At 65.2% G+C, this 18,708-nt stretch carries 16 protein-coding genes; 9 read left to right on the forward strand and 7 right to left on the reverse strand.

Going from position 1 to position 18,708, the window contains the following annotated elements:
• The 4 genes from rhaS to QRN16_RS02665 are packed head-to-tail and all read right to left on the reverse strand — an operon-like array spanning window position 1 to window position 4,709.
• Window positions 1–1,086, reverse strand: a complete 1,086-nt coding sequence (gene rhaS / locus QRN16_RS02650; RefSeq protein WP_042573774.1) for a rhamnose ABC transporter substrate-binding protein — start codon at window positions 1,084–1,086, stop codon at window positions 1–3.
• A 26-nt stretch (window positions 1,087–1,112) separates the two neighbouring features.
• A complete protein-coding gene (locus tag QRN16_RS02655; protein WP_285184500.1) occupies window positions 1,113–2,150 on the reverse strand; it encodes an ABC transporter permease in 1,038 nt (345 codons plus the stop codon).
• Window positions 2,140–3,186: an ABC transporter permease gene (locus QRN16_RS02660; protein WP_222630638.1), complete on the reverse strand. Its 1,047-nt coding sequence runs from the start codon at window positions 3,184–3,186 to the stop codon at window positions 2,140–2,142. The genes QRN16_RS02655 and QRN16_RS02660 overlap by 11 nt, the downstream gene beginning before the upstream one ends.
• The gene (locus QRN16_RS02665; protein ID WP_042573771.1) at window positions 3,183–4,709 is read right to left on the reverse strand and encodes a sugar ABC transporter ATP-binding protein; all 1,527 of its coding nucleotides are present in this window, start codon (window positions 4,707–4,709) and stop codon (window positions 3,183–3,185) included. The genes QRN16_RS02660 and QRN16_RS02665 overlap by 4 nt, the downstream gene beginning before the upstream one ends.
• Before the next feature lie 279 nt (window positions 4,710–4,988).
• Here QRN16_RS02665 and QRN16_RS02670 point away from each other — a divergent pair, with 279 nt between their 5' ends.
• Both QRN16_RS02670 and QRN16_RS02675 read left to right on the forward strand, forming a co-directional pair.
• Window positions 4,989–6,005, forward strand: a complete 1,017-nt coding sequence (locus tag QRN16_RS02670; protein ID WP_285184502.1) for a LacI family DNA-binding transcriptional regulator — start codon at window positions 4,989–4,991, stop codon at window positions 6,003–6,005.
• A 39-nt stretch (window positions 6,006–6,044) separates the two neighbouring features.
• A complete protein-coding gene (locus QRN16_RS02675; RefSeq protein ID WP_502943971.1) occupies window positions 6,045–7,088 on the forward strand; it encodes a glycerophosphodiester phosphodiesterase family protein in 1,044 nt (347 codons plus the stop codon).
• Between the two features lie 10 nt (window positions 7,089–7,098).
• Here the strand turns inward: QRN16_RS02675 and QRN16_RS02680 are convergent, their stop codons facing one another.
• On the reverse strand, window positions 7,099–8,016 hold the full coding sequence (locus tag QRN16_RS02680; RefSeq protein WP_285184504.1) for a hypothetical protein: 918 nt from the start codon (window positions 8,014–8,016) through the stop codon (window positions 7,099–7,101).
• Between the two features lie 798 nt (window positions 8,017–8,814).
• Window positions 8,815–9,498: a FadR/GntR family transcriptional regulator gene (locus tag QRN16_RS02685; protein WP_222639028.1), complete on the reverse strand. Its 684-nt coding sequence runs from the start codon at window positions 9,496–9,498 to the stop codon at window positions 8,815–8,817.
• A gap of 70 nt (window positions 9,499–9,568) precedes the next feature.
• On the opposite strand from QRN16_RS02685, the gene QRN16_RS02690 reads away from it, so the two are divergent.
• From QRN16_RS02690 to QRN16_RS02705, 4 genes are all read left to right on the forward strand, one after another.
• A complete protein-coding gene (locus QRN16_RS02690; protein WP_222639029.1) occupies window positions 9,569–10,309 on the forward strand; it encodes a (Fe-S)-binding protein in 741 nt (246 codons plus the stop codon).
• Window positions 10,306–11,772 (forward strand): LutB/LldF family L-lactate oxidation iron-sulfur protein, encoded by a 1,467-nt coding sequence (locus tag QRN16_RS02695; protein WP_285184505.1) that lies wholly within the window; start codon window positions 10,306–10,308, stop codon window positions 11,770–11,772. The genes QRN16_RS02690 and QRN16_RS02695 overlap by 4 nt, the downstream gene beginning before the upstream one ends.
• Window positions 11,769–12,371 carry a LutC/YkgG family protein gene (locus tag QRN16_RS02700; RefSeq protein ID WP_285184506.1) on the forward strand — a complete coding sequence of 201 codons (603 nt, stop codon included), beginning with the start codon at window positions 11,769–11,771 and terminating at the stop codon, window positions 12,369–12,371. The genes QRN16_RS02695 and QRN16_RS02700 overlap by 4 nt, the downstream gene beginning before the upstream one ends.
• Before the next feature lie 483 nt (window positions 12,372–12,854).
• Complete coding sequence (locus tag QRN16_RS02705; RefSeq protein WP_285184508.1) at window positions 12,855–14,393, forward strand: GIY-YIG nuclease family protein; 1,539 nt, start codon at window positions 12,855–12,857, stop codon at window positions 14,391–14,393.
• Window positions 14,394–14,422: 29 nt separating this feature from the next.
• Here QRN16_RS02705 and QRN16_RS02710 read toward each other — a convergent pair whose 3' ends face one another.
• Complete coding sequence (locus QRN16_RS02710; RefSeq protein ID WP_285184509.1) at window positions 14,423–15,340, reverse strand: PDDEXK family nuclease; 918 nt, start codon at window positions 15,338–15,340, stop codon at window positions 14,423–14,425.
• Between the two features lie 287 nt (window positions 15,341–15,627).
• Here QRN16_RS02710 and QRN16_RS02715 point away from each other — a divergent pair, with 287 nt between their 5' ends.
• The 3 genes from QRN16_RS02715 (at window position 15,628) to QRN16_RS02725 (ending at window position 18,685) form a co-directional block, all read left to right on the forward strand.
• Complete coding sequence (locus tag QRN16_RS02715) at window positions 15,628–17,274, forward strand: ATP-binding domain-containing protein (RefSeq protein ID WP_285184510.1); 1,647 nt, start codon at window positions 15,628–15,630, stop codon at window positions 17,272–17,274.
• A 30-nt stretch (window positions 17,275–17,304) separates the two neighbouring features.
• Window positions 17,305–18,012: an endonuclease/exonuclease/phosphatase family protein gene (locus tag QRN16_RS02720; RefSeq protein ID WP_285184511.1), complete on the forward strand. Its 708-nt coding sequence runs from the start codon at window positions 17,305–17,307 to the stop codon at window positions 18,010–18,012.
• Between the two features lie 238 nt (window positions 18,013–18,250).
• Complete coding sequence (locus QRN16_RS02725; protein ID WP_285184513.1) at window positions 18,251–18,685, forward strand: hypothetical protein; 435 nt, start codon at window positions 18,251–18,253, stop codon at window positions 18,683–18,685.
• Window positions 18,686–18,708 lie beyond the last annotated feature (23 nt).

Genomic DNA, 18,708 nt, shown 5'->3' on the forward strand with positions numbered 1-18,708 from the left:
TCAGAAGTTGTACTGGTCGATATTGGCGGAGTCGAAGACCGTGGGCGGTCCGAGGACCAGTTCGCCGTCGACACCGATGGTGTATTCGCCGAGCTCGCCCGCGGTGAACTTCTCACCTTCGGCGCCGGTGATCTGACCGGACGACAAGGCTGCACCGGCGTAGGCGGCGAGGTAGCCGATGTCGGTGGGATCCCACAGCGCGAACTGCTTCACGGTGCCGTTCTTGACGTACTCACGCATCTGGTTCGGCGTGCCGAGTCCGGTGAGGACGATCTTGTCCTTGTACGACGAGCCCGAAATGTAGCGGGCGGCAGCGGAAATGCCGACGGTGGTGGGGGAGACGATGGCCTTCAGGTCCGGGTAGGTCTGCAGCAGACCCTGGGTCTCCTGGAAGGACTTCTGGTCGTCGTCGTTGCCGTAGACGGTGGTGACGAGCTCGATGTCCTTGTACTCCGGGTTGGAGGCGAGCTGCTCCTTCAGCACCTCGATCCACGCATTCTGGTTGGTGGCGTTGGGAGTTGCGGACAGAATGGCGATCTTGCCGGATCCGCCGATCTGGTCGCTCGTCATCTTCGCCAGCGACTCGCCGACACCCTCGGTGGTGGCCTGGTTGATGAACAGGTCGCGGCAGCTCTTGTCGGCGTCGGAGTCGAAGGTGACGACCTTGACGCCGGCGTCACGCGCTTGGTTCAGCGAGGGGCACACCGCGTTGGGATCGTTCGCTGCGATCGCGATGACGTTCTGGTTCTGCTGGATCAGGGTGTTGATGTAGGACACCTGCGACGATGCGCTGGCGTCGTTGGGGCCGACCAGCTTGTACTCGCCCCCGAACTCGCCGACTGCCTTCTCGCCACCGGCGACCTCGATGTCGGAGTACGGGTTGTTGAGCTGCTTGGGCAGGAAGCCGATCTTGAGGCCGTCCTGGATCTCGGCGTCGGGGTTGGCGGTGCCGGTGACGCGGCTTCCGCTGTCGGAGGACTCGGAGGCCGACTCCTGCGTCGTGCCACCGCAGGCGGTGAGGACGAGAGACAGGGCGGCGATGCCGGCCAGCGGCGCCAGCGCGAGGCGCCGGGAGGTGCGGGACATGGTGGACCTTTCGGGAAGGGGGTGGATCAGAGTCGTGCGACGGCTTTGCGACGGTCCGACGAGGTGCGGACTGCCTTGATGAGGTTGGGCAGGAGGACGGCGACGATGAGCAGGACGCCGGTGACGACGGTGAGTGCTTCGTTGGAGATGTCCTCGAGACGCAGTGCGTTCTGCAGTGCCGCGAGGAGGACGACGGCGGCGAGAACGCCGACGAGCCGGCCCTTGCCTCCGAAGATCGAGACGCCACCGAGAAGGACTGCGGCGACGACGGACAGTTCGAGGCCGGCACCGTTGTCGGCGCGAGCACTCGAGTAGCGCAGGTTCCACAGGACACCGGCCAGGGCGGCGACCGCTCCGGCGACGACGTAGAGCCAGAACTTGATGCGGTTGCCGTTGATGCCGGCGAACTTCGCGGCCGTGGCACTGGCGCCGGTGGCGTAGATGTTGCGGCCGAGCGAGGTGAACTGCAGGACCGCGCCGAACACTACCGCGAGGATGATCAGTGGCACAGCGAGATTGGGAACCGACGAATCTCCCAGTGTGCCGGTGACCCACGAGGTGTAGGCCCGCGGGAAGTTGGACACGGCGGTGTCGCCCAACAGGACGAAGGCGAGTCCGCGGAAGAGCGCGAGCGTGCCGATCGTGACGGCGAGGGACGGTAGACCCAGCGTGGCGACGAGGAATCCGTTGAGCGCGCCGAGCAGTGCACCGAGCAGGATGCACATGGGGACGATGGCCTCGATGGTGAAGCCGTTGTTCCACATCCAGCCCATCGCCGCGCCGCTCAGACCGAGGGTGCTGGCGACGGAGAGGTCGATCTCGCCGGTGACGATGATCAGCGTCATCGGCAGGGCGATGAGGAAGATCGGGGCGAGGTCGAGTACCAGGAAGGTGAAGTTGGTGGCGCTACCGAAGTCGGGGTTCATCACCGACGCGCCGAGCACGACGACGATGGTCAGGAAGATGACTGCGGTGTCCCAGCTGGCCAGCAGCTCCCGGATGCGACTGCCCTGCTGCACGGTCGGTGCGGGGGCGTCGGGACGGGTGGCGAGATCACTCGACATGAGCGCTCCTCTTCCGAAGTTGCTGGGCGGCACGCACGGCCGCGATGCGATCCGCCGCGATGGCGATGAGGATGAGCGCGCCGACGATGGCCTGCTGCCAGAACTGATCGATCTGCAGGACCGGGAGCGAGCTGTTGATGGTGGTCAGCAGCAGGGCGCCGAGGGCGGCTCCCCACACGGTGCCGACACCGCCGACGACGGCCACACCGCCGACGACGCAGGCTGCGATGACGTTGAGTTCGTAGCCGGTGCCGGCCGCCGCGTCGACGGTGCCGAAACGGGCGGCGAACATGACTCCGGCGATACCGGCCATGGCGCCGGAGAAGGCGAAGGCCGCCAGCGTGCGCTTACCGACGGAGATGCCGGCGAGTTCGGCGGCATGACCGTTGGATCCGATGGCGTAGAGGTCGCGGCCGCTGCGGTATCGGCCGAGGTAGATGCCCGCTCCCACGAGTGCGATGACGGCGACGATCACCAGGACGGGGAGTCCGAGAACGCCGGCCGTGCCGAGATCGAGGAAGGAGCCGGGCATTTCGTCGGCGGTGATCTGCTCGCCGCCCGCCCAGAAGAAGGCGATGCCGCGGAAGATGTACATGGTGCCGAGCGTGACCACCAGGGCGGGAACGCCGCCGTAGCGGACGAGCAGCGCGTTGAAGACTCCGCACAGCGTGCCGACGACGATGCCCGCGAGGATGCCGAGCACGATGGGCGAGCCGGCCTTCATGACCGATCCTGCGGCGAACGCGGAGAGGCCCAGCACCGAACCGACGGAGAGGTCGATGTTCTTGGTGATCATGACGACGGTCTGACCGACGGCCAGCACGGCGATGATCGACGCGGCGAGCAGCAGGTCGCGGATGCTCTGACCGGACAGGAACGAGCTGTTGGTCGCCGCGGTCACGGCGATGAGGACGACGAGCGCGCCGAGGATGCCCAGCGAGCGCATTCTCAGGATCTTCTCGACCAGCGAGCTCCCGTCCTTGGTGACAGGCTTGAGCGGGTCGGCCGCCGGGGCGGTCTGGGTGGTGACGGTCATGCTGCGGACTCCGATCCCATGGCGGCGAACATGACCGATTCCTCGGTGGCATGATCGCGATCGATCTCCGCGGCGATGCGGCCTTCGCGCATGACGAGCACGCGGTCGGCCATACCGAGGACCTCCGGCAGTTCCGAGGAGATCATGACGACGGCGACTCCTTCACTGGCGAGACGCGAGATGATCTTGTGGACTTCGGCTTTGGTGCCGACGTCGATGCCGCGGGTGGGCTCGTCGACTATGAGGACGATCGGGTCGGTGGCTAGCCACTTGGCCAGCACCACCTTCTGCTGGTTGCCGCCGGACAGGGTGCCGACAGGGTCGGTGATGCGCGAGAACTTGGTCTGGAGCTTCTTCGTCCATTCCTGGGCCGAGCGGCGCTCGCCACCACCGACGAGGAACCCGAAGCGCGACAACGCCTGTGAGCGCGTGAGCGTCGCGTTGCGCTCGATCGACATCTCGGGGATGAGGCCCTGCTGGCGACGGTCCTCGGGAACAAGGGCGATGCCGGCGCGCATGGCGGCCTTGGGATTGCCCGGCTTGAGCTCCTTGCCGCGGACCTTCACGCTGCCGGAGTCACGAGGGTCGACTCCGAACACGGCCTGCATGACCTCGGAGCGTCCGGCGCCGACCAGGCCGGCGAGCGCCACGATCTCACCGGCACGCACCTGGAAGCTGACGTCGGTGAACACCCCGGCACGCGTGAGGTTCTCGACCTCGAGGATGACGGCACCGGGCACGACGTCGAGCTTGGGAAACAGGGCGCCGAGTTCGCGGCCGACCATCTGCTTGATCAGGTCGTCGACGGTGAGTCCGGCCAGCGGTGCGGTGGAGATGTGCTTGCCGTCGCGCATGACGGTGACGCGCTGGCAGAGGTCGAAGATCTCTTCGAAGCGGTGCGAGATGAACAGCACGGCAGCTCCGTCGGCGCACAGGGAGCGCGCGACCTTGAAGAGGCGGGCGACCTCGTTACCCGACAGCGCGGCGGTGGGTTCGTCCATCACGATGACGGACGCCTTGGTGGACAGCGCTTTGGCGATCTCGACGAGCTGCTGGTCGGCGATGGACAGTCCGCTCGCGAGCCGGTTCGGATCCATCGGAACACCCAGGCGAGTGAACAGGGCTTCGGCGGCGGTGTTCATGGCGCCGCGGTCGATCATCCGCCCGCGCGAGGTGGGCTGGGCACCGATGTAGATGTTCTCGGCGATGGTCAGGTCCGGAAACAGCGTCGGCTCCTGGTAGATGACGGCGATGCCCTCGGCCTTCGCGGCGGCGGGGGAGTCGAGAGTGATCGGGGTGCTGCCCGCGAGCAGCGTGCCGGTGTCCGGCTTGTGCACACCGGCCAGCATCTTGACGATGGTGGACTTGCCGGCACCGTTCTCGCCCACGAGTGCGTGCGCTTCACCGCCGTAGAGCGGAAAGGACACCCCGGAGACGGCGGCGACGCTTCCGAACGACTTGGTGACGTCACGGACTTCGAGCAGGGGAACTGCGGTGGGCGTCGTCGCGCTGGGGACGCTCATGGATGGGACCTCCGTCGGACCGAACCGGCTCGAATTGAATCGGTTCATTCAGCCCCGTGAACATAGAAGTGACGGGGGCCACTGGTCAACCCCGTGACCCGGATCACGACAGAGCGTTACCGAACCGTGATGTATCAAGTGTTGAGCAGCAACGATGAGGATCGGTCACGAGTTTGTGCGCCGTGGGGCGCCTCGGTGGGTTCGAGAACGCCGTTCGGTTGCGCCGACGCCGGTAAACCGATTCAATAGCGACCGTAACGGCATCGAAGGGGGGCGATCATGGCAGCGAGCATGCGTGAGGTCGCCGCTCTCGCGGGAGTGTCCATGGGCACCATCAGCAATGTCCTGAACAAGCCCGACATGGTCTCCGCCGCCACCCGTGAGCGCGTCGAGGCGGCCATCGCGCAGCTCGGATTCGTGCGTAACGACGCGGCCCGCCAACTTCGAGCCGGGCAGTCCCGCATGCTCGCCGTCGTGGTCCTCGACGCCCGGAACCCGTTCTTCCTCGACGTGGCAGCCGGTGCCGAATCCGTGGCGGACGTGAACGATCTGTTGACCGTGATCGTCGGCAGCGGCGAGTCAGAGGAGCGCGAGAACCGTCAGCTTCGCCTGCTCATGGAGCAGCGCGTGCAGGGCATCCTGCTCAGTCCCGTGGGCGAGAACGTTCCGATGCTCGACAACCTCGACCGCCAGGGCACCCCGGTGGTGTTGCTCGATCGCGGGTCGCACGCCCCCGGCAGATCGTCGGTCGCGGTCGACGACGTTCTCGGAGGGCGTTTGGCTGCGCGGCATCTCATGGATCTGGGACACCGCACCCTGGTCTACGTCGGCGGCCCGGACAGCATTCGGCAGGTGCGCGACCGCCGCTCCGGTGCCCTCACGGCTGTCGCCGAATCGGCCAGTACCCGCATGTCGACGGTGTGGTCGACGTCGTTGTCCATCGAGGCCGGCGCACGAGCTGCAGCCCGGATCTTCGACATGACGGACGACCCGCCGACCGGGGTCGTGTGCGCGAACGACCTGCTCGCGCTGGGTGTGCTGCAGGAATGTGTGCACCGCGGGGTGCGTGTACCGGAGGACCTGGCGATCGTCGGGTACGACGACATCGACTACGCCGCGGGTGCCGCAGTTCCCCTCACGTCCATCTCGCAGCCCCGAGCCGAATTGGGCAAGGCTGCAGCCGAACTGCTGCTGGAGCAGGTCTCGGCGTCGGGAGCTCACGAGTTCCGGCAGCTCACCTTCGAGCCGTCGTTGGTGGTGCGAGGGTCGACCGATCAGGGGTGGCGCGCGCGCTGATCCATCGGGCGTTCACCTTTCCGGCTTAGCGTGGGCGTCATGGCGATGCGACGAGTGCTGCTGACCGTCTCGATGTGCGTGGCGTTGGCGGCCTGCTCCACGCAGGAGACCGAGACCGCGCAGCCGATCGACGGCTTCGACCTGCAGGCGCACCGCGGCGGCCTCGGACTGGTCACCGAGAGCACGATCGCCTCGTTCACCAACGCCCTCGAGCTCGGCGTCACCACCCTCGAGATGGACACGCAGATCACCGAGGACGGCGTCGCCGTCGTCACGCACGACCGGAAGGTGTCGGATGTGAAGTGCCGCGACACCCGGCCCGCGACCGACAACGATCCCGAGTTTCCCTACGTCGGGAAGTACGTGAACACCCTGACGCTGGCACAGGTGCGGACCCTGAATTGTGGTGTGGCGCAGCTCGACGGCTACCCGGAACAGCGAGTGGCGACAGACGCCGGAATCCCGACCCTCGACGAGGTGCTCGCGCTGGTGAACTCGTACGACTCCACGGTGCAGCTGAACATCGAGACCAAGGTGGAGGCGGCGGCGCCCACCGAAACGGCGTCCCGTGAGCAGTTCGCCGACGTGGTGCTCGCCTCGGTCGGGGCGGCGGGACTGCTCGATCGCACCACCATTCAGAGTTTCGACTGGGGCGCTCTCCTCGCGGTGCAGATGGTCGACCCGTCGGTCCGTCTGGTGGCGCTCACGGAGCCCGACTTCCTCGAAGTCGGGGAACCTGGAGCGTCCCCATGGCTGGGTGGTCTCGACATCGAGGACTTCGACGGTGACCCTGTGGCGGCGGTGCAGTCGTTCGGCGCCCACGCCCTCTCGCCCGTCCAGGGCACCCCGCAGAAGGGAGCCGTGGGCGATCCGGACTTCGAGCTCTACGTGACACCCAAGATGGTGGCGTCCGCGCATGCCGCCGGGATCCGTGTCGTGCCGTGGACGGTGGACGACCCCGCGACGATGGCGGCACTGATGGACATGGGCGTGGACGGCATCATCACCGACTACCCCGACCGCCTGCGCGAGGTGATGGGGGAGCGGGGGATGGCGCTGCCGGAGCCGGCCACGGTGCGCTGACGCGCGCCTGTCAGCTGACGTACACCGGTACCGGCTTCTCGAAGCTCTCGTTCTCCGGCAGGATCGGCTCGTCCGCGCCGGCATCGACGTCAGCGACTGTCCTCACGCCGCGCAGCGACGCTGCTCCCTCGCGGGCCACCACCAGCTCGTCGTACCAGGCGAACCACGGCATCCCGAACCGCGTGTAATCAGCGGCGCTCAGAGGAACCGAGGCGGGTTCCGATCCTGTGAGTTGTCGCAACACAGCACTGTTGACGATGTCAATGGTGAATCGCCGGCCGTGGTCGAGGTCCCACGAGTCGTGCGGGACCACTGGCGTCGTCACTGCTTGTCTGATGGATCCACCGGCACCGAGGCCCATCGCGTCGTTTGGGGGCACGGAGAAGCAAATGATGGTCGGGAGGTGGTCCAGCTCTGAGTACTTGCTCGCCAACAGCGGGTAGACGGCCACCTGGATCCCACCGCGCGCCGGCTCCGAAGACAGCTGCTCCTCCACCGTGTAGTCGGCGCCCAGCGGGGCAGCGACGAACTGGCGCACCGTTCCCTTCTCGACAGTGAACCCATCGAGCCACGGCTGGTCCGGAACTTCCAGGTAGTCCTCGGCCTCGAAGTCGGGAACGGGCGACCACGGCTCACCCGTCAGGACGTTGACGGTGCCGCTGCTCATCGTCACGAGGAACGGATAGCCGGCATCGAAGTTGATCCAGCATGCCTCGGACTGCCACATCGGCATGGCGAAGCGAGTCACCCCGTCGTCGTCCTGGCCGGACTCCGTCACCTGCAGTCTTCCGAGGCCCGGAGGGAGGTCGTACGTGGTTCCGTCGTCGGGAACGCGGAGAGTCCGCTGGAACGAGAACGACATCCGGGCGTCGGGATGGACCTCGGGGCACTGGACCTCGATACGGTCGTCGACGACGTGCATTGCCATGGTGAACCCCTTGCCCGGGCCCGCGGCCCTCGTTGTGTGTGGAGGGATGCTGGCACGGGGGTCCGACAAACATGTTCGCCTACCTGATCCACGGCACTCAGATGCGGGTGTCCCGTAGTGAACGGTTCGACCGCCTCGAATCAACGTTGATTCTGAGCAGTTGATTTGATGCGAACTTCCCGCGTGGACTGCTCCGCTAACCTGCTGTGCGCGCGTTGAATCAACGTGTCGACATCCAGTTGCTGGCCCCGTACAGACCGGCGTGCCAGTGCAACCGCGATGCTTACGAGCTTTCGGTGCTCCAGCACGTCGCATCTTCCACGCTGTGGCCGCGCGACACACACATGATTGACGGGAATCAAGCCCGCGAGCTCGGTCATTGACAGCATGAGTTTGCGGCATTCGCGGCAGCAATCAGCTCGTGAGCCCGTCGCCGGCGGTCCGATGTTTACCGCACACACGACGCAGTGAACTGTGCCTTCCTCGTCTTTCCCATCGATGTCGCGGATAACCACCGGTGACGGCGGGCGTCTTGTGACGGTCGCTTTGCCTCTGCGCGAGCGAGAACCGTTCTGTGTCAGTCGTACGGAGGCTCTGTTCATTCGGCCCGTTGTCAGCGACACTCGTCGGTTCGATGGGTTACCCACACGCGAGATTCTGGCATGAAGGTCTGCGTAGACGGGGCAAATCGGGCAAGCGTGGACTTCTGTCTGCGGTTTCAGACAATCCGGGCGAAACCCACTCGTCTCACGTGTCGCTGATGTTGGAGACGCCAACTTTAGGAGGGTTATCCCCTCACTAGTCGAGCCGCATCAACCCGTAGAACCCCTCGATGTGCTCGCGCGCGAGCGTGGCAGCCTTGGCGCCGTGGCCTCGGCGCAACGCGTCGACGATGCCGCGATGCTCGCACCGGAGGTTCACGGCGACGGCCGACCAGTCGTCGAGCATGGGTACCGCGTCCATGACGTAGCCGTGGATCGAGTCGCGGAGCGAGGTCATCATGGCCTCGATCAGCACGTTGCCGGCAAGCCCTGCGAATCGAACATGGAGCTCGGCGTCGAGGCGATGGAACTGATCGGGTGCCAGACTCTTGTCGTCCATTCGGTCGAGTAACTCGTCGATGGCGGTGAGGTCGGGGGTGCGCGCCGCGGCTTCGCGCAACGCCCACGACTCGAGGAGTACGCGCGTCTGCACCACGTCCGCGATGGGCAGGAACTGGGTGGCCATGTGCAGTCGCAGTGCTGAGCCGATCGACGTGGCGGGGTCCGCCACCACGATTGCGCCCGCGTCGGGGCCCGACCCGACCGACGTCTTCACGACGCCCATCGCCTCCAGGACGCGGATGGCCTCGCGAACCGAGCTGCGGCTGACGCCGAGCTCCTCCGCAAGTGCGCGCTCAGCCGGCAGTCGATCGCCGACACGGAGTCGCGCCGCCGCCAGGTCCTGTTCGATGCGGTGGAGAACCACCTCGTGTGCGCGCATTGTCGGAGAATAGCTGGTGTGGTCTGACCACAGGGGTTACTGTGGTCAGACCACACGCTCTGGAGGCTCCATGCGGATCGCCCTGTTCGCCACCTGTCTGGCGGACGCACTCTTCCCCGAGTCAGCGAAAGCGACTGTCTCACTGCTCGAACGGCTCGGTCACACCGTCGTCTTCCCGTCGGATCAGACGTGCTGCGGCCAGATGCACGTCAACACCGGCTACCTCAAGGAGGCCGCACCCCTGGTGCGTCACCACGTCGAGGTCTTCGAGAAGTCGTCGTGGGACGTCGCCGTTGCACCATCCGGTTCCTGTGTCGGATCGGTCCGGCACCAGCATGCGATGGTCGCGCGCCGCGCCGGCGACGAGGACCTGGCCACCCGCGCCGAGGACATCGCCGGCCGCACCTACGAGCTGTCCGAACTCCTCGTCGACGTCCTAGGCGTCACCAACGTCGGCGCCTACTACCCGCACCGCGTCACCTACCACCCCACGTGCCATTCGCTGAGGATGTTGCGCGTCGGCGACAAGCCCCTCGAACTGCTGCGCAACGTACGCGGCATGACGTTGGTCGAGCTGCCCCAGGCCGAGTCGTGCTGCGGCTTCGGCGGAACGTTCGCGTTGAAGAACTCGGAGACCTCGACGGCGATGCTGTCGGACAAGATGGCCAACGTGCTGTCCACCGGGGCCGAGGTGTGCAGCGCCGGGGATTCGTCGTGCCTGATGCACATCGGCGGCGGACTGTCCCGCCTGCGCACCGGCGTCAAGACCGTGCACCTCGCCGAGATCCTTGCGTCGACGGAGGCAGCATGACCACCTTCTTGGGTTCGCCCGGCATCGGTAACATTCGCGGGGAGGAGAGCTTTCCGAAGGCCGCGAAGCGGGCGCTGCAGGACACTCAGATGCGGCGCAACGTCGGGGCTGCGACCAAGACCATCCGTGAGAAGCGACTGGGAGCTGTTGCGGAGTGCGATGACTGGGAGGAGTTGCGCCTCGCCGGGAGTGCCCTCAAGACCGACGTGATGTCGAGGCTGCCCGAGCTGCTGCAGCAACTCGAAGCCAACGTCACCGCCCGCGGGGGAGTAGTGCACTGGGCACGCGACGCCGACGAGGCCAATCGCATCATCACGGACTTGGTCAAGGCCACGGGCAGTGACGAGGTGGTCAAGGTGAAGTCCATGGCCACTCAGGAGACCGGCCTGAACGAGTACCTCGAAGCCGAGGGCATCGCCGCGATCGAGACCGACCTGGCCGAGCTCATCGTCCAGCTGGGTGACGACAAGCCCAGTCATATCCTGGTCCCCGCAATCCACCGGAACCGCGCGGAGATTCGCGAGATCTTCCTGCGGCGCATGCCCGGTGTCGACGCTGCCATCACCGATGAGCCGCGCGAACTGGCCATGGCGGCACGGGAGCACCTACGACGGAAGTTCCTGTCGGCAAAGGTGGCCATCAGTGGCGCCAACTTCGGTGTCGCCGAAACGGGGACGCTTGCCGTCGTCGAATCCGAAGGCAACGGGCGCATGTGTCTGACGCTGCCCGACACCCTCATCACGTTGATGGGCATCGAGAAGCTGGTCCCCACCTTCGCGGACCTCGAAGTATTCATGCAGTTGCTGCCGCGGTCGTCGACCGCCGAACGCATGAATCCGTACACGTCGATGTGGACCGGGGTGCACGAAGGCGACGGACCCCAGAACTTCCACCTGGTGCTCATCGACAACGGCAGAACCAACGTGCTTGCCGACGAGGTGGGCCGCGCCGCACTCAACTGCATCCGATGCAGCGCGTGCCTCAACGTCTGTCCTGTGTACGAGCGGACCGGAGGCCACGCCTACGGTTCCGTGTACCCGGGGCCGATCGGCGCGATCCTGTCGCCGCAGCTGACCGGCACTACCGGCCACGACGACCCCAATGCGTCACTGCCGTATGCGTCGTCACTGTGCGGCGCGTGTTTCGATGCGTGCCCGGTACGTATCAACATCCCGGAGATTCTGGTGCACCTACGGGCGGAGCAGGTCGACTCCGAACGCGGCGGCATCCCCGGCGGCCAGGAGATCGCGATGCGAGCTGCGGGGTGGGCGATGAACTCGCCGAAGCGGTTCGGGATGGCCGAGAAGGCTGCGGGGGTCGGACGCCTGCTGGCGGGAAAGAAGGGGCACATCGAGTCGCTTCCCTTCCCAGGATCGTTGTGGACCACCAGCCGTGACATGCCGGCGCCTCCGAAGGAGACGTTCCGCCAGTGGTGGGCGCGTACACACGAGGACGACGCATGAGTGCCAAGGCCGAGATTCTGCGACGCATCCGATCGGCCACCGAGGGTGGTGCGGTGGGTGTCGAGGTTCCACGCGACTACGACCGAGCTGCTCTGGTCGGGCCGGGGAACGTGGACCGCTTCGCCGAGACGGTCGACGACTACCGGGCGCAGGTGTATCGGGTGGCGGAGTCGGAGATCGCGGCGACGATTCGCGGATTGCTGGCCGACGATGCGCGCGCGGTGATCCCAGTGGACGTGCCGCCAGCGTGGGTGGACGGGATCGTGACCGTGCCCGACGATGGTCTGTCGGTGGAGGAACTCGATGCCGTCGACGCTGTCATCACCGGCTGCAGGGTGGGCATCGCGGCGACGGGAACCATCGTGCTCGACGCGGGCGAAGCGCAGGGGCGCCGGGCGTTGACGCTGGTGCCCGATCACCACATCTGCATCGTCAGGGCGGAGCAGGTGGTGGACACGGTGCCGCAGGCGTTCGCGGTGCTCGATGCGGCGCGGCCGCTGACGTTCATCAGTGGGCCGAGTGCAACCAGTGACATCGAGCTGAACAGGGTGGAAGGGGTTCACGGGCCTCGGCGGTTGGATGTATTGATCGTGGGGTGACATCGCCGCCCGGTTCCTTGGTCGGGCGCATCGACGATAGGGCGATTCTCTCTTTCGTCGGTGATGGCGCCAGGAGCAAACCCCTCAGTGACGGCTACACCCCCTACCGTTGCGCGGTGTCGTAACACCACCCAGTAGCAGCGCAGAAACAGTACATGCGGGTCACGATCTTCGTGATCCCTGTGGCCCACTGGAAGCGAACCAAGTTCGGGAATGCGAAATCTATAGGACCGCAACGGCGGCCTGACCGTGTCGATAACCGATGAATGGGCAGTTCACACCGCGTTCAGCGCCCATTGTGGTCGGCGAACAATGGATCTGTCGGAGGTATCGGTTAGATTCGCACCACACTCGTACGTGGAAAGGTTCGTGATGTCCTCTGGTAGCACCGCCTTGGCTCGATGGTCGGCAGCGAACGGTTTCGGGGAGGCTCGGGTATACACCCCGGACGAGCTCGATGCGATCCGCCCAAAGACTCGCGGGTTGTACTTGTTCGAAGCAGAGAACCACGAGGCATATATCGGGATCTCCACCGACCTGCGCTCTCGGTTGAAGCAACATGCGCAGCGGCACATGGACATCGCCGCCTTCAGGCTGCGAGAGGTCGACGCCGCACCGCTGGAACTTCGATCGATCGAGCGGTCATTGGTACATAGCGCGCAGAAGGCCGGATTCACGCTCCGCAACCGTGAGCATGCGATGACGCTCTCGGGGGAGAGCGTCATCGACGCAGTCGTGACACCGGAGGAGCAGGCAGAGTGGCTACGGGATCCGAGGGCGCTGAATGCCACCGATGTGGTGGTTGGCCCTGAGTACTCGTCCGGACAACTTGCAGCACACACCTCGTCCTTCGATCGCTTGCAGCAGCACCCTCGCGGCAGTGAGATCGTGAACGCGGTGGCTGCCTACTTGAGCGCCTGTGTTCCTTTCCCCGCGCGAACAGAAGGCACGTTCTGGACGGTGAGCTGCTTCCCGGGATCGTCTGCTCACCGAATCACCTGCATCTCCATGGCGATGCTGGAGATGTTCTACATCTGGTCGCCTCCAAAATCGGGCAAGCTCGAAGTCCGCATGTTCGTCGATGGGAGCCGAATTCCGAAGCGGCTGTTCGCAAGTCGTAAGCCATGGCGCAAGTTGGGACGCGGGGTATGGCTGGGGCCGGCAGCTCACAAGTCAGCGGGCATCAACGAACGAACCATCAGAATCGACGACGTCACCGACTTCGCCTCGGCGTTGGAGCTTCCCGGCGTCGCAGATGCAGCCGCGCATCACGCGCTGGCCGTGATGCGTAAACGGCAGTCCGGGTACAAGCCGTCACATTGTCCACAGCTCGCAGCGGCCGCCGGCGCGTCTTCGCCAGTCAGGCCGGACCGGCCTTCCACGCAGAAGGCTGACATGTCTCCCGCAGACGAGGCCGACGACGCCGTGATCGACGACGACATCGTCGACATTAACGATGAACGCGGTTCGAACGCAGAGGCGGGCGGGTCGTCGTCCGACAGGAAGAAGTTCGAAACGTTCTGCAAACTCGACGTCGACGGTCAGGCCCTCCGATGGCTCCGCGAATTGGTTGCGTCGTCTATTCCTGATTCTTCCGCCGACGCGGGCGCGAATTGGGGTGTGACGTGCCTCCCGTCGACGAAGTCGGGGCCGGGGCGTCGTCGATTGTTCACTGTCAACGTCGGCGCCATGGAAGTGGCTTACGTAGTCCGCGACTCCACCGAATCGTCTGTAAAACTCATTGCTACCACCGTAGTTTCGCGATCGACACTCGAAAACGAAGCCGGCGTCCCCCTCTACGACTTGGCTGCGAGAAATCCTGCAGTCAGGTTCAGAACGATCGGATACCGGGCTGCTGCGGGTGACGATATTTCGCTGAGCTGGGCTCTCGGAACCACCGTCGAGGAGACGTGGTCGACAGCATCGGCAGTCCTGGTCGATTCTCTTCGAGGTACTCGGTCACCATACGGGAAGTACCACTCGCCGATGCTGCACACCGAGGCACTGCGTACCGCCCGATAGCTGCCAGCCCCCGGTTGTCACCAATGGCGTCACGGTTCCTCGACGCCATTGGTGAACCGTGCTGCAATACGCGACACGGTGAGCCCGTCGTAGACCCAGACGTCGCCTCCTGGAATGGACGCAGGTTCGGGAGCGTCCGTCGCGCGGGCGATGATGATCTTGGCAAGCCGTGTCAGAGAGAACGTCGCCGTCGTATCGCCAGGCCACGACAACGGTCTCGCCGGATCGGTGCCCCAGGTCGCGTATCCGGTGTCCGGATTGCTGTCGAGCCACCGTTCGACCGCATCCACGACGTCGCGGCTGACGGTCTTCGAGATGTCGAGGGTCAACCGAGCTCCGTTAGGAATAAGTTCGTTTCGAACCGCGACGGCTGCGACTCGCGGTCCGCGGCTTCGCTCGGCAATGTCCTGGCGAGCGTCGCGTTCCTCGGCGATCTTCGGTCCGAGCAGGCGGTCGTCGAGATCTGCGACGGGCCAGATCTTCGAGAAGCCGACCGACAGAGAACGGTGTTGGTCTGCGAACAGGGAGTACTCGATGCATTCGACTGCAAGCAACCCGCCTGAAACGTCCTGCAGCCATGACACCGTGGTGATTACCTGAGGTGGGAAGTGTTCGGCGACCAGGACAACACGCGGCCGGGAGAGCATTTTGGCGTCCCATTCACTATCTACGTGGTCGCGCAGGATGTGGAAACCTTCCTCCGCGGATGTCGGAACGCCGCCGCGGGTGAGGTGCGCTGCGTGGGCTGCGCCGAGCTCGTGGGCCCCGAATCGAGCCACCAGTGCCGCATAGGTGAGGGCTTGCAGATGAACTTTCTTGTCCGCACCTCGCTTGAGTTCGACGACGACGGGTCGTCCCTGAGAATCTAGACCGAGTATGTCCAACCGCTCCGAGGCCACATCCCCGGCCGCCGAATGCCAGCGGTCGAACTGCGTCGACACGATCATGACGTCGTCGCCGAGTACCGAGGGGTTGTCGACGATCCACCGTTCGAGATGGTCGACTTCGCGAAGACTCTCCGCGGTCATGGTTGTCGGGTCCAGAGGGAAAGCTTGTCCACCGGTCACGGTGAAGTATTGCGCCACAGCAGCCTCGCTAATCGAGTACGTCCTCCGATCTGAAACAGCAACATACCAATGAAGAAAAGCTCCTCGCTACAGTCTTGACGAAGTATCCCGCCCGACCCGATTTGCTATTCCAGGCGGATATTGGATCGCTATGGCACTGTGTATCGATGCCGCTTTGCCACCCCGAGAACCCCAATCTCGTCAACGATGCGGAGCGCATCGTCTGGGATGCGCTCATCGCACAGTTGGGCGAGAACGACTGCCTTGCGGCGAATCAGCGCGTCACCGACCGCTCCAAGGATCACGAGATCGACTTCGTCGTCGGTCTCGATGGTCTGGGCGTGGTGTGTCTCGAGGTCAAGGGTGGGCAGATCTCGCACGACGGGAGCACGTGGAGGCAGCGGCGCCGAGGCGAGGACGTACCCATCGATCCGGTACACCAGGTCCTCGGCGCGAGCTACGCGCTGCGCACCTACGTCGAGAGTGATCCGCGCTGGACGCAGGGTCGGGTGCGCTGGGATCACCTGGTCGTCTTCCCGAACACCGAACTGCCGGACGATTTCGCGCGTCCCGACTGCCCGCGGTGGCGGGTGATCGACCGGACTCAGCTGAGCACGATTGTGCCGCTCCTGCGTGAGGTCTTGAACAGCAAGCAGTCCGACCGGCCGATGGGTTCCGCCGGTGTCGCTCAACTCGCTGCGGCCTTGAGTGGTCGGGGGTTGCCGCAGGCGAGTGTGTTGGCGCGGGCGATCGCCAACGAGGACGAAGTGGACGCACTGACCAGCCAGCAGTCGATCATTCTCGACGCGATCCGGTTGCTGAACCGCGTCGAGGTACGCGGCGGGGCCGGGAGCGGCAAGACCTTCCTCGCGGTCGAGCAGGCTCGACGGCTGTCGAAGTCCGGTGAACGGGTTGCGCTGCTCTGCTATTCGCACGGTCTCGCGTCGTATTTGCGTCGGCTCACCTCGACGTGGTCGCGGAAGGAGCGGCCTGCGTACGTGGGGGAGTTCCACGCGTTGGGAATCGAGTGGGGTGCAGCCCGCGGACCCGACGAATCGGTGCGGACGGCGGCAAGTGTGCAGTTCTGGGAGCAGGATCTACCCGATCAGATGGCGCGGCTCGCCCACGACCTGGAGCGGCGCACTCGGTTCGACTCCGTGGTCGTCGACGAGGCCCAGGATTTTGCCGACGCGTGGTGGCAGCCGGTGGTGGAATCGCTACGTGACACCGAGTCCGGCGGGATCTACGTATTCAGCGACGAGGCGCAACGTGTCTTCGACCGGCAGGGCGCGCCTCCGCTCCAGCTCGTTCCGATCGTCCTCGACCACAATCTGCGCAACACCCGGCAGATCGCTTCGTGCTTCACCTCTCTCGCCGGCCAGCGGATGCGTCTGCTCGGTGGAGAGGGGCCGGAGGTGACGATGGTGCCGTGCACAGCCGAGCACGCTCTCGAATGCGCGGACGATCAGATCGACGTCCTGCTCGATGCGGGGTGGCGGCCGGAAGATCTGGCGATGTTGACGACGGGGAGTCGCCACCCCGAGCAGGTAGCCCGGCAGCGCGAGGGACACAAGGCGTACTGGGACAGCTTCTGGGACACCGAGCAGGTGTTCTACGGTCACGTCCTGGGTTTCAAGGGGCTGGAGCGTCGAGCGGTGGTACTGGCGGTCAACGAGACCGAGAGTCGAGAGCGTTCCAGGGAGCGGCTGTACGTCGGATTGTCGAGAGCGCGCGATCAACTGGTTGTGTGCGGGAACTTAGAATTCTTGCGGAAGGTGGGTGGCGATGAGCTGGCTCGCCGTCTCGGAGTGTGATTGCCAGACGTTTCCCTCGAGGTGCACAGCGTGAGCGCTGCCCGAGCCACTGTCGCCACGTGGAACGTCGAGTGGGCGACCGCGCGCGGTCGACGAGGTGCAGAGGTTCGCGACCGTCTGGCGAGATTGGCCGCCGACATTCTCGTCGTGACGGAGGGGCGCCGTGGTCTCCTCCCGGACGACGGGTACACCCTCGATGGCGGCGGCGACTGGGCATACGCGATCGAAGCGGACCGTCGCAAAGTATTGGTGTACTCCCGGCAGCCATTCTCGGACGTGGTTCGGGTCGAGAGCGGTGGCGGCGCGGGACGTGTGGTGACCGCATTGACGGACACACCCATCGGGGCGGTCCGGTTGCTCGCGGTGTGCATTCCCTGGTCTCGCGCTCACGTCAGCACCGGGCGCCGCGACGCCGCGCCGTGGTCCGAACACCTTGCGTGTCTGGACCAGATCGAGGATCTGGTCAACGGTTTCGAGGCGTCTGTACCGGTCATCGTTGCCGGTGACTTCAATCAGAAGATCCCGCGTGCGAGGCAGCCCATTCTGGCTGCGGACCGGCTCGCCGAAGTGATGACGCGGTGGACGTGCCACACGGCTGGGACGACCGATGACGGCCAGCTCATCGATCACGTCGCGTCGAATGTGGACTGTGTCGCAGTGCGAACGTGGCCGGGAACGACGGGTGACCTGCGTCTGAGCGATCACTCCGGGGTCGTCTGCGAGCTGGCACAGACATGAAGTAGTACTCGAGTGCCCATCGAGTGTCGCTGGACGTGAAGACGTCCGTCAAAGGCCTTCGCCACGTGTTCCAGTCGACCATTCATACCCGAAACGATCGTTATGGGATGTTTATGAGTAATGGCCATCACCGTTGTTACGGTCCGTGAGGACGTATACCTGAACGGAAGGTCGGTTCATGGCGACACCACGGAGCGATGCTTCACGGCGATGGGCGGCGCGAGGAGCGGTGGTCGCCATGTCCACAGCAGTCGCCGTCGGAACGACCCTGGGAACGGCGTCGGCAGACCGCCAGGACTTCACGATGTTCCCCGGCCAGACGTTCACGCTCGGGGAGTTCAACGGTATCGAGTGTGCGGGACAACTGACATCGAATGCCCGAACTCCGCACTACCGGCCCGGCACGGCTCTGGTGACGACAGCGTGGGTCGCGTACGTCAGCACCCCGTGTTCGGTAGTCGCTCAGGTGAACTGGCACAACCTCGACACGAACGAGCGCGGCATGGTGTCCAGCCGCGTGACCACGACCGGCCGCGGGCCTCTTCCTCCCCCGATCACGACGGGCAATCAGATTGCAGTCGACACCAAGCCTGGCCGTGTCGTTCTCAGCGTCACGACCGAGTCGCTGCACTTCGTCGCCGGCCCGTCTGTCGAGGTGCGGGTTCCCGCGTGATCGAGTCCTGTGCGTGACGTAGC

The organism is Rhodococcus sp. MEB041 (genome assembly GCF_030208955.1).
Lineage (GTDB): Bacteria > Actinomycetota > Actinomycetes > Mycobacteriales > Mycobacteriaceae > Rhodococcoides.

Coding starts and splice junctions, on each gene's coding strand:
- rhaS (WP_042573774.1), bottom strand. CDS start 1,086: ATGTCCCGCACCTCCCGGCGCCTCGCGCTGGCGCCGCTGGCCGGCATC.
- QRN16_RS02655 (WP_285184500.1), bottom strand. CDS start 2,150: ATGTCGAGTGATCTCGCCACCCGTCCCGACGCCCCCGCACCGACCGTG.
- QRN16_RS02660 (WP_222630638.1), bottom strand. CDS start 3,186: ATGACCGTCACCACCCAGACCGCCCCGGCGGCCGACCCGCTCAAGCCT.
- QRN16_RS02665 (WP_042573771.1), bottom strand. CDS start 4,709: ATGAGCGTCCCCAGCGCGACGACGCCCACCGCAGTTCCCCTGCTCGAA.
- QRN16_RS02670 (WP_285184502.1), top strand. CDS start 4,989: ATGGCAGCGAGCATGCGTGAGGTCGCCGCTCTCGCGGGAGTGTCCATG.
- QRN16_RS02675 (WP_502943971.1), top strand. CDS start 6,045: ATGGCGATGCGACGAGTGCTGCTGACCGTCTCGATGTGCGTGGCGTTG.
- QRN16_RS02680 (WP_285184504.1), bottom strand. CDS start 8,016: ATGGCAATGCACGTCGTCGACGACCGTATCGAGGTCCAGTGCCCCGAG.
- QRN16_RS02685 (WP_222639028.1), bottom strand. CDS start 9,498: ATGCGCGCACACGAGGTGGTTCTCCACCGCATCGAACAGGACCTGGCG.
- QRN16_RS02690 (WP_222639029.1), top strand. CDS start 9,569: ATGCGGATCGCCCTGTTCGCCACCTGTCTGGCGGACGCACTCTTCCCC.
- QRN16_RS02695 (WP_285184505.1), top strand. CDS start 10,306: ATGACCACCTTCTTGGGTTCGCCCGGCATCGGTAACATTCGCGGGGAG.
- QRN16_RS02700 (WP_285184506.1), top strand. CDS start 11,769: ATGAGTGCCAAGGCCGAGATTCTGCGACGCATCCGATCGGCCACCGAG.
- QRN16_RS02710 (WP_285184509.1), bottom strand. CDS start 15,340: ATGATCGTGTCGACGCAGTTCGACCGCTGGCATTCGGCGGCCGGGGAT.
- QRN16_RS02715 (WP_285184510.1), top strand. CDS start 15,628: ATGCCGCTTTGCCACCCCGAGAACCCCAATCTCGTCAACGATGCGGAG.
- QRN16_RS02725 (WP_285184513.1), top strand. CDS start 18,251: ATGTCCACAGCAGTCGCCGTCGGAACGACCCTGGGAACGGCGTCGGCA.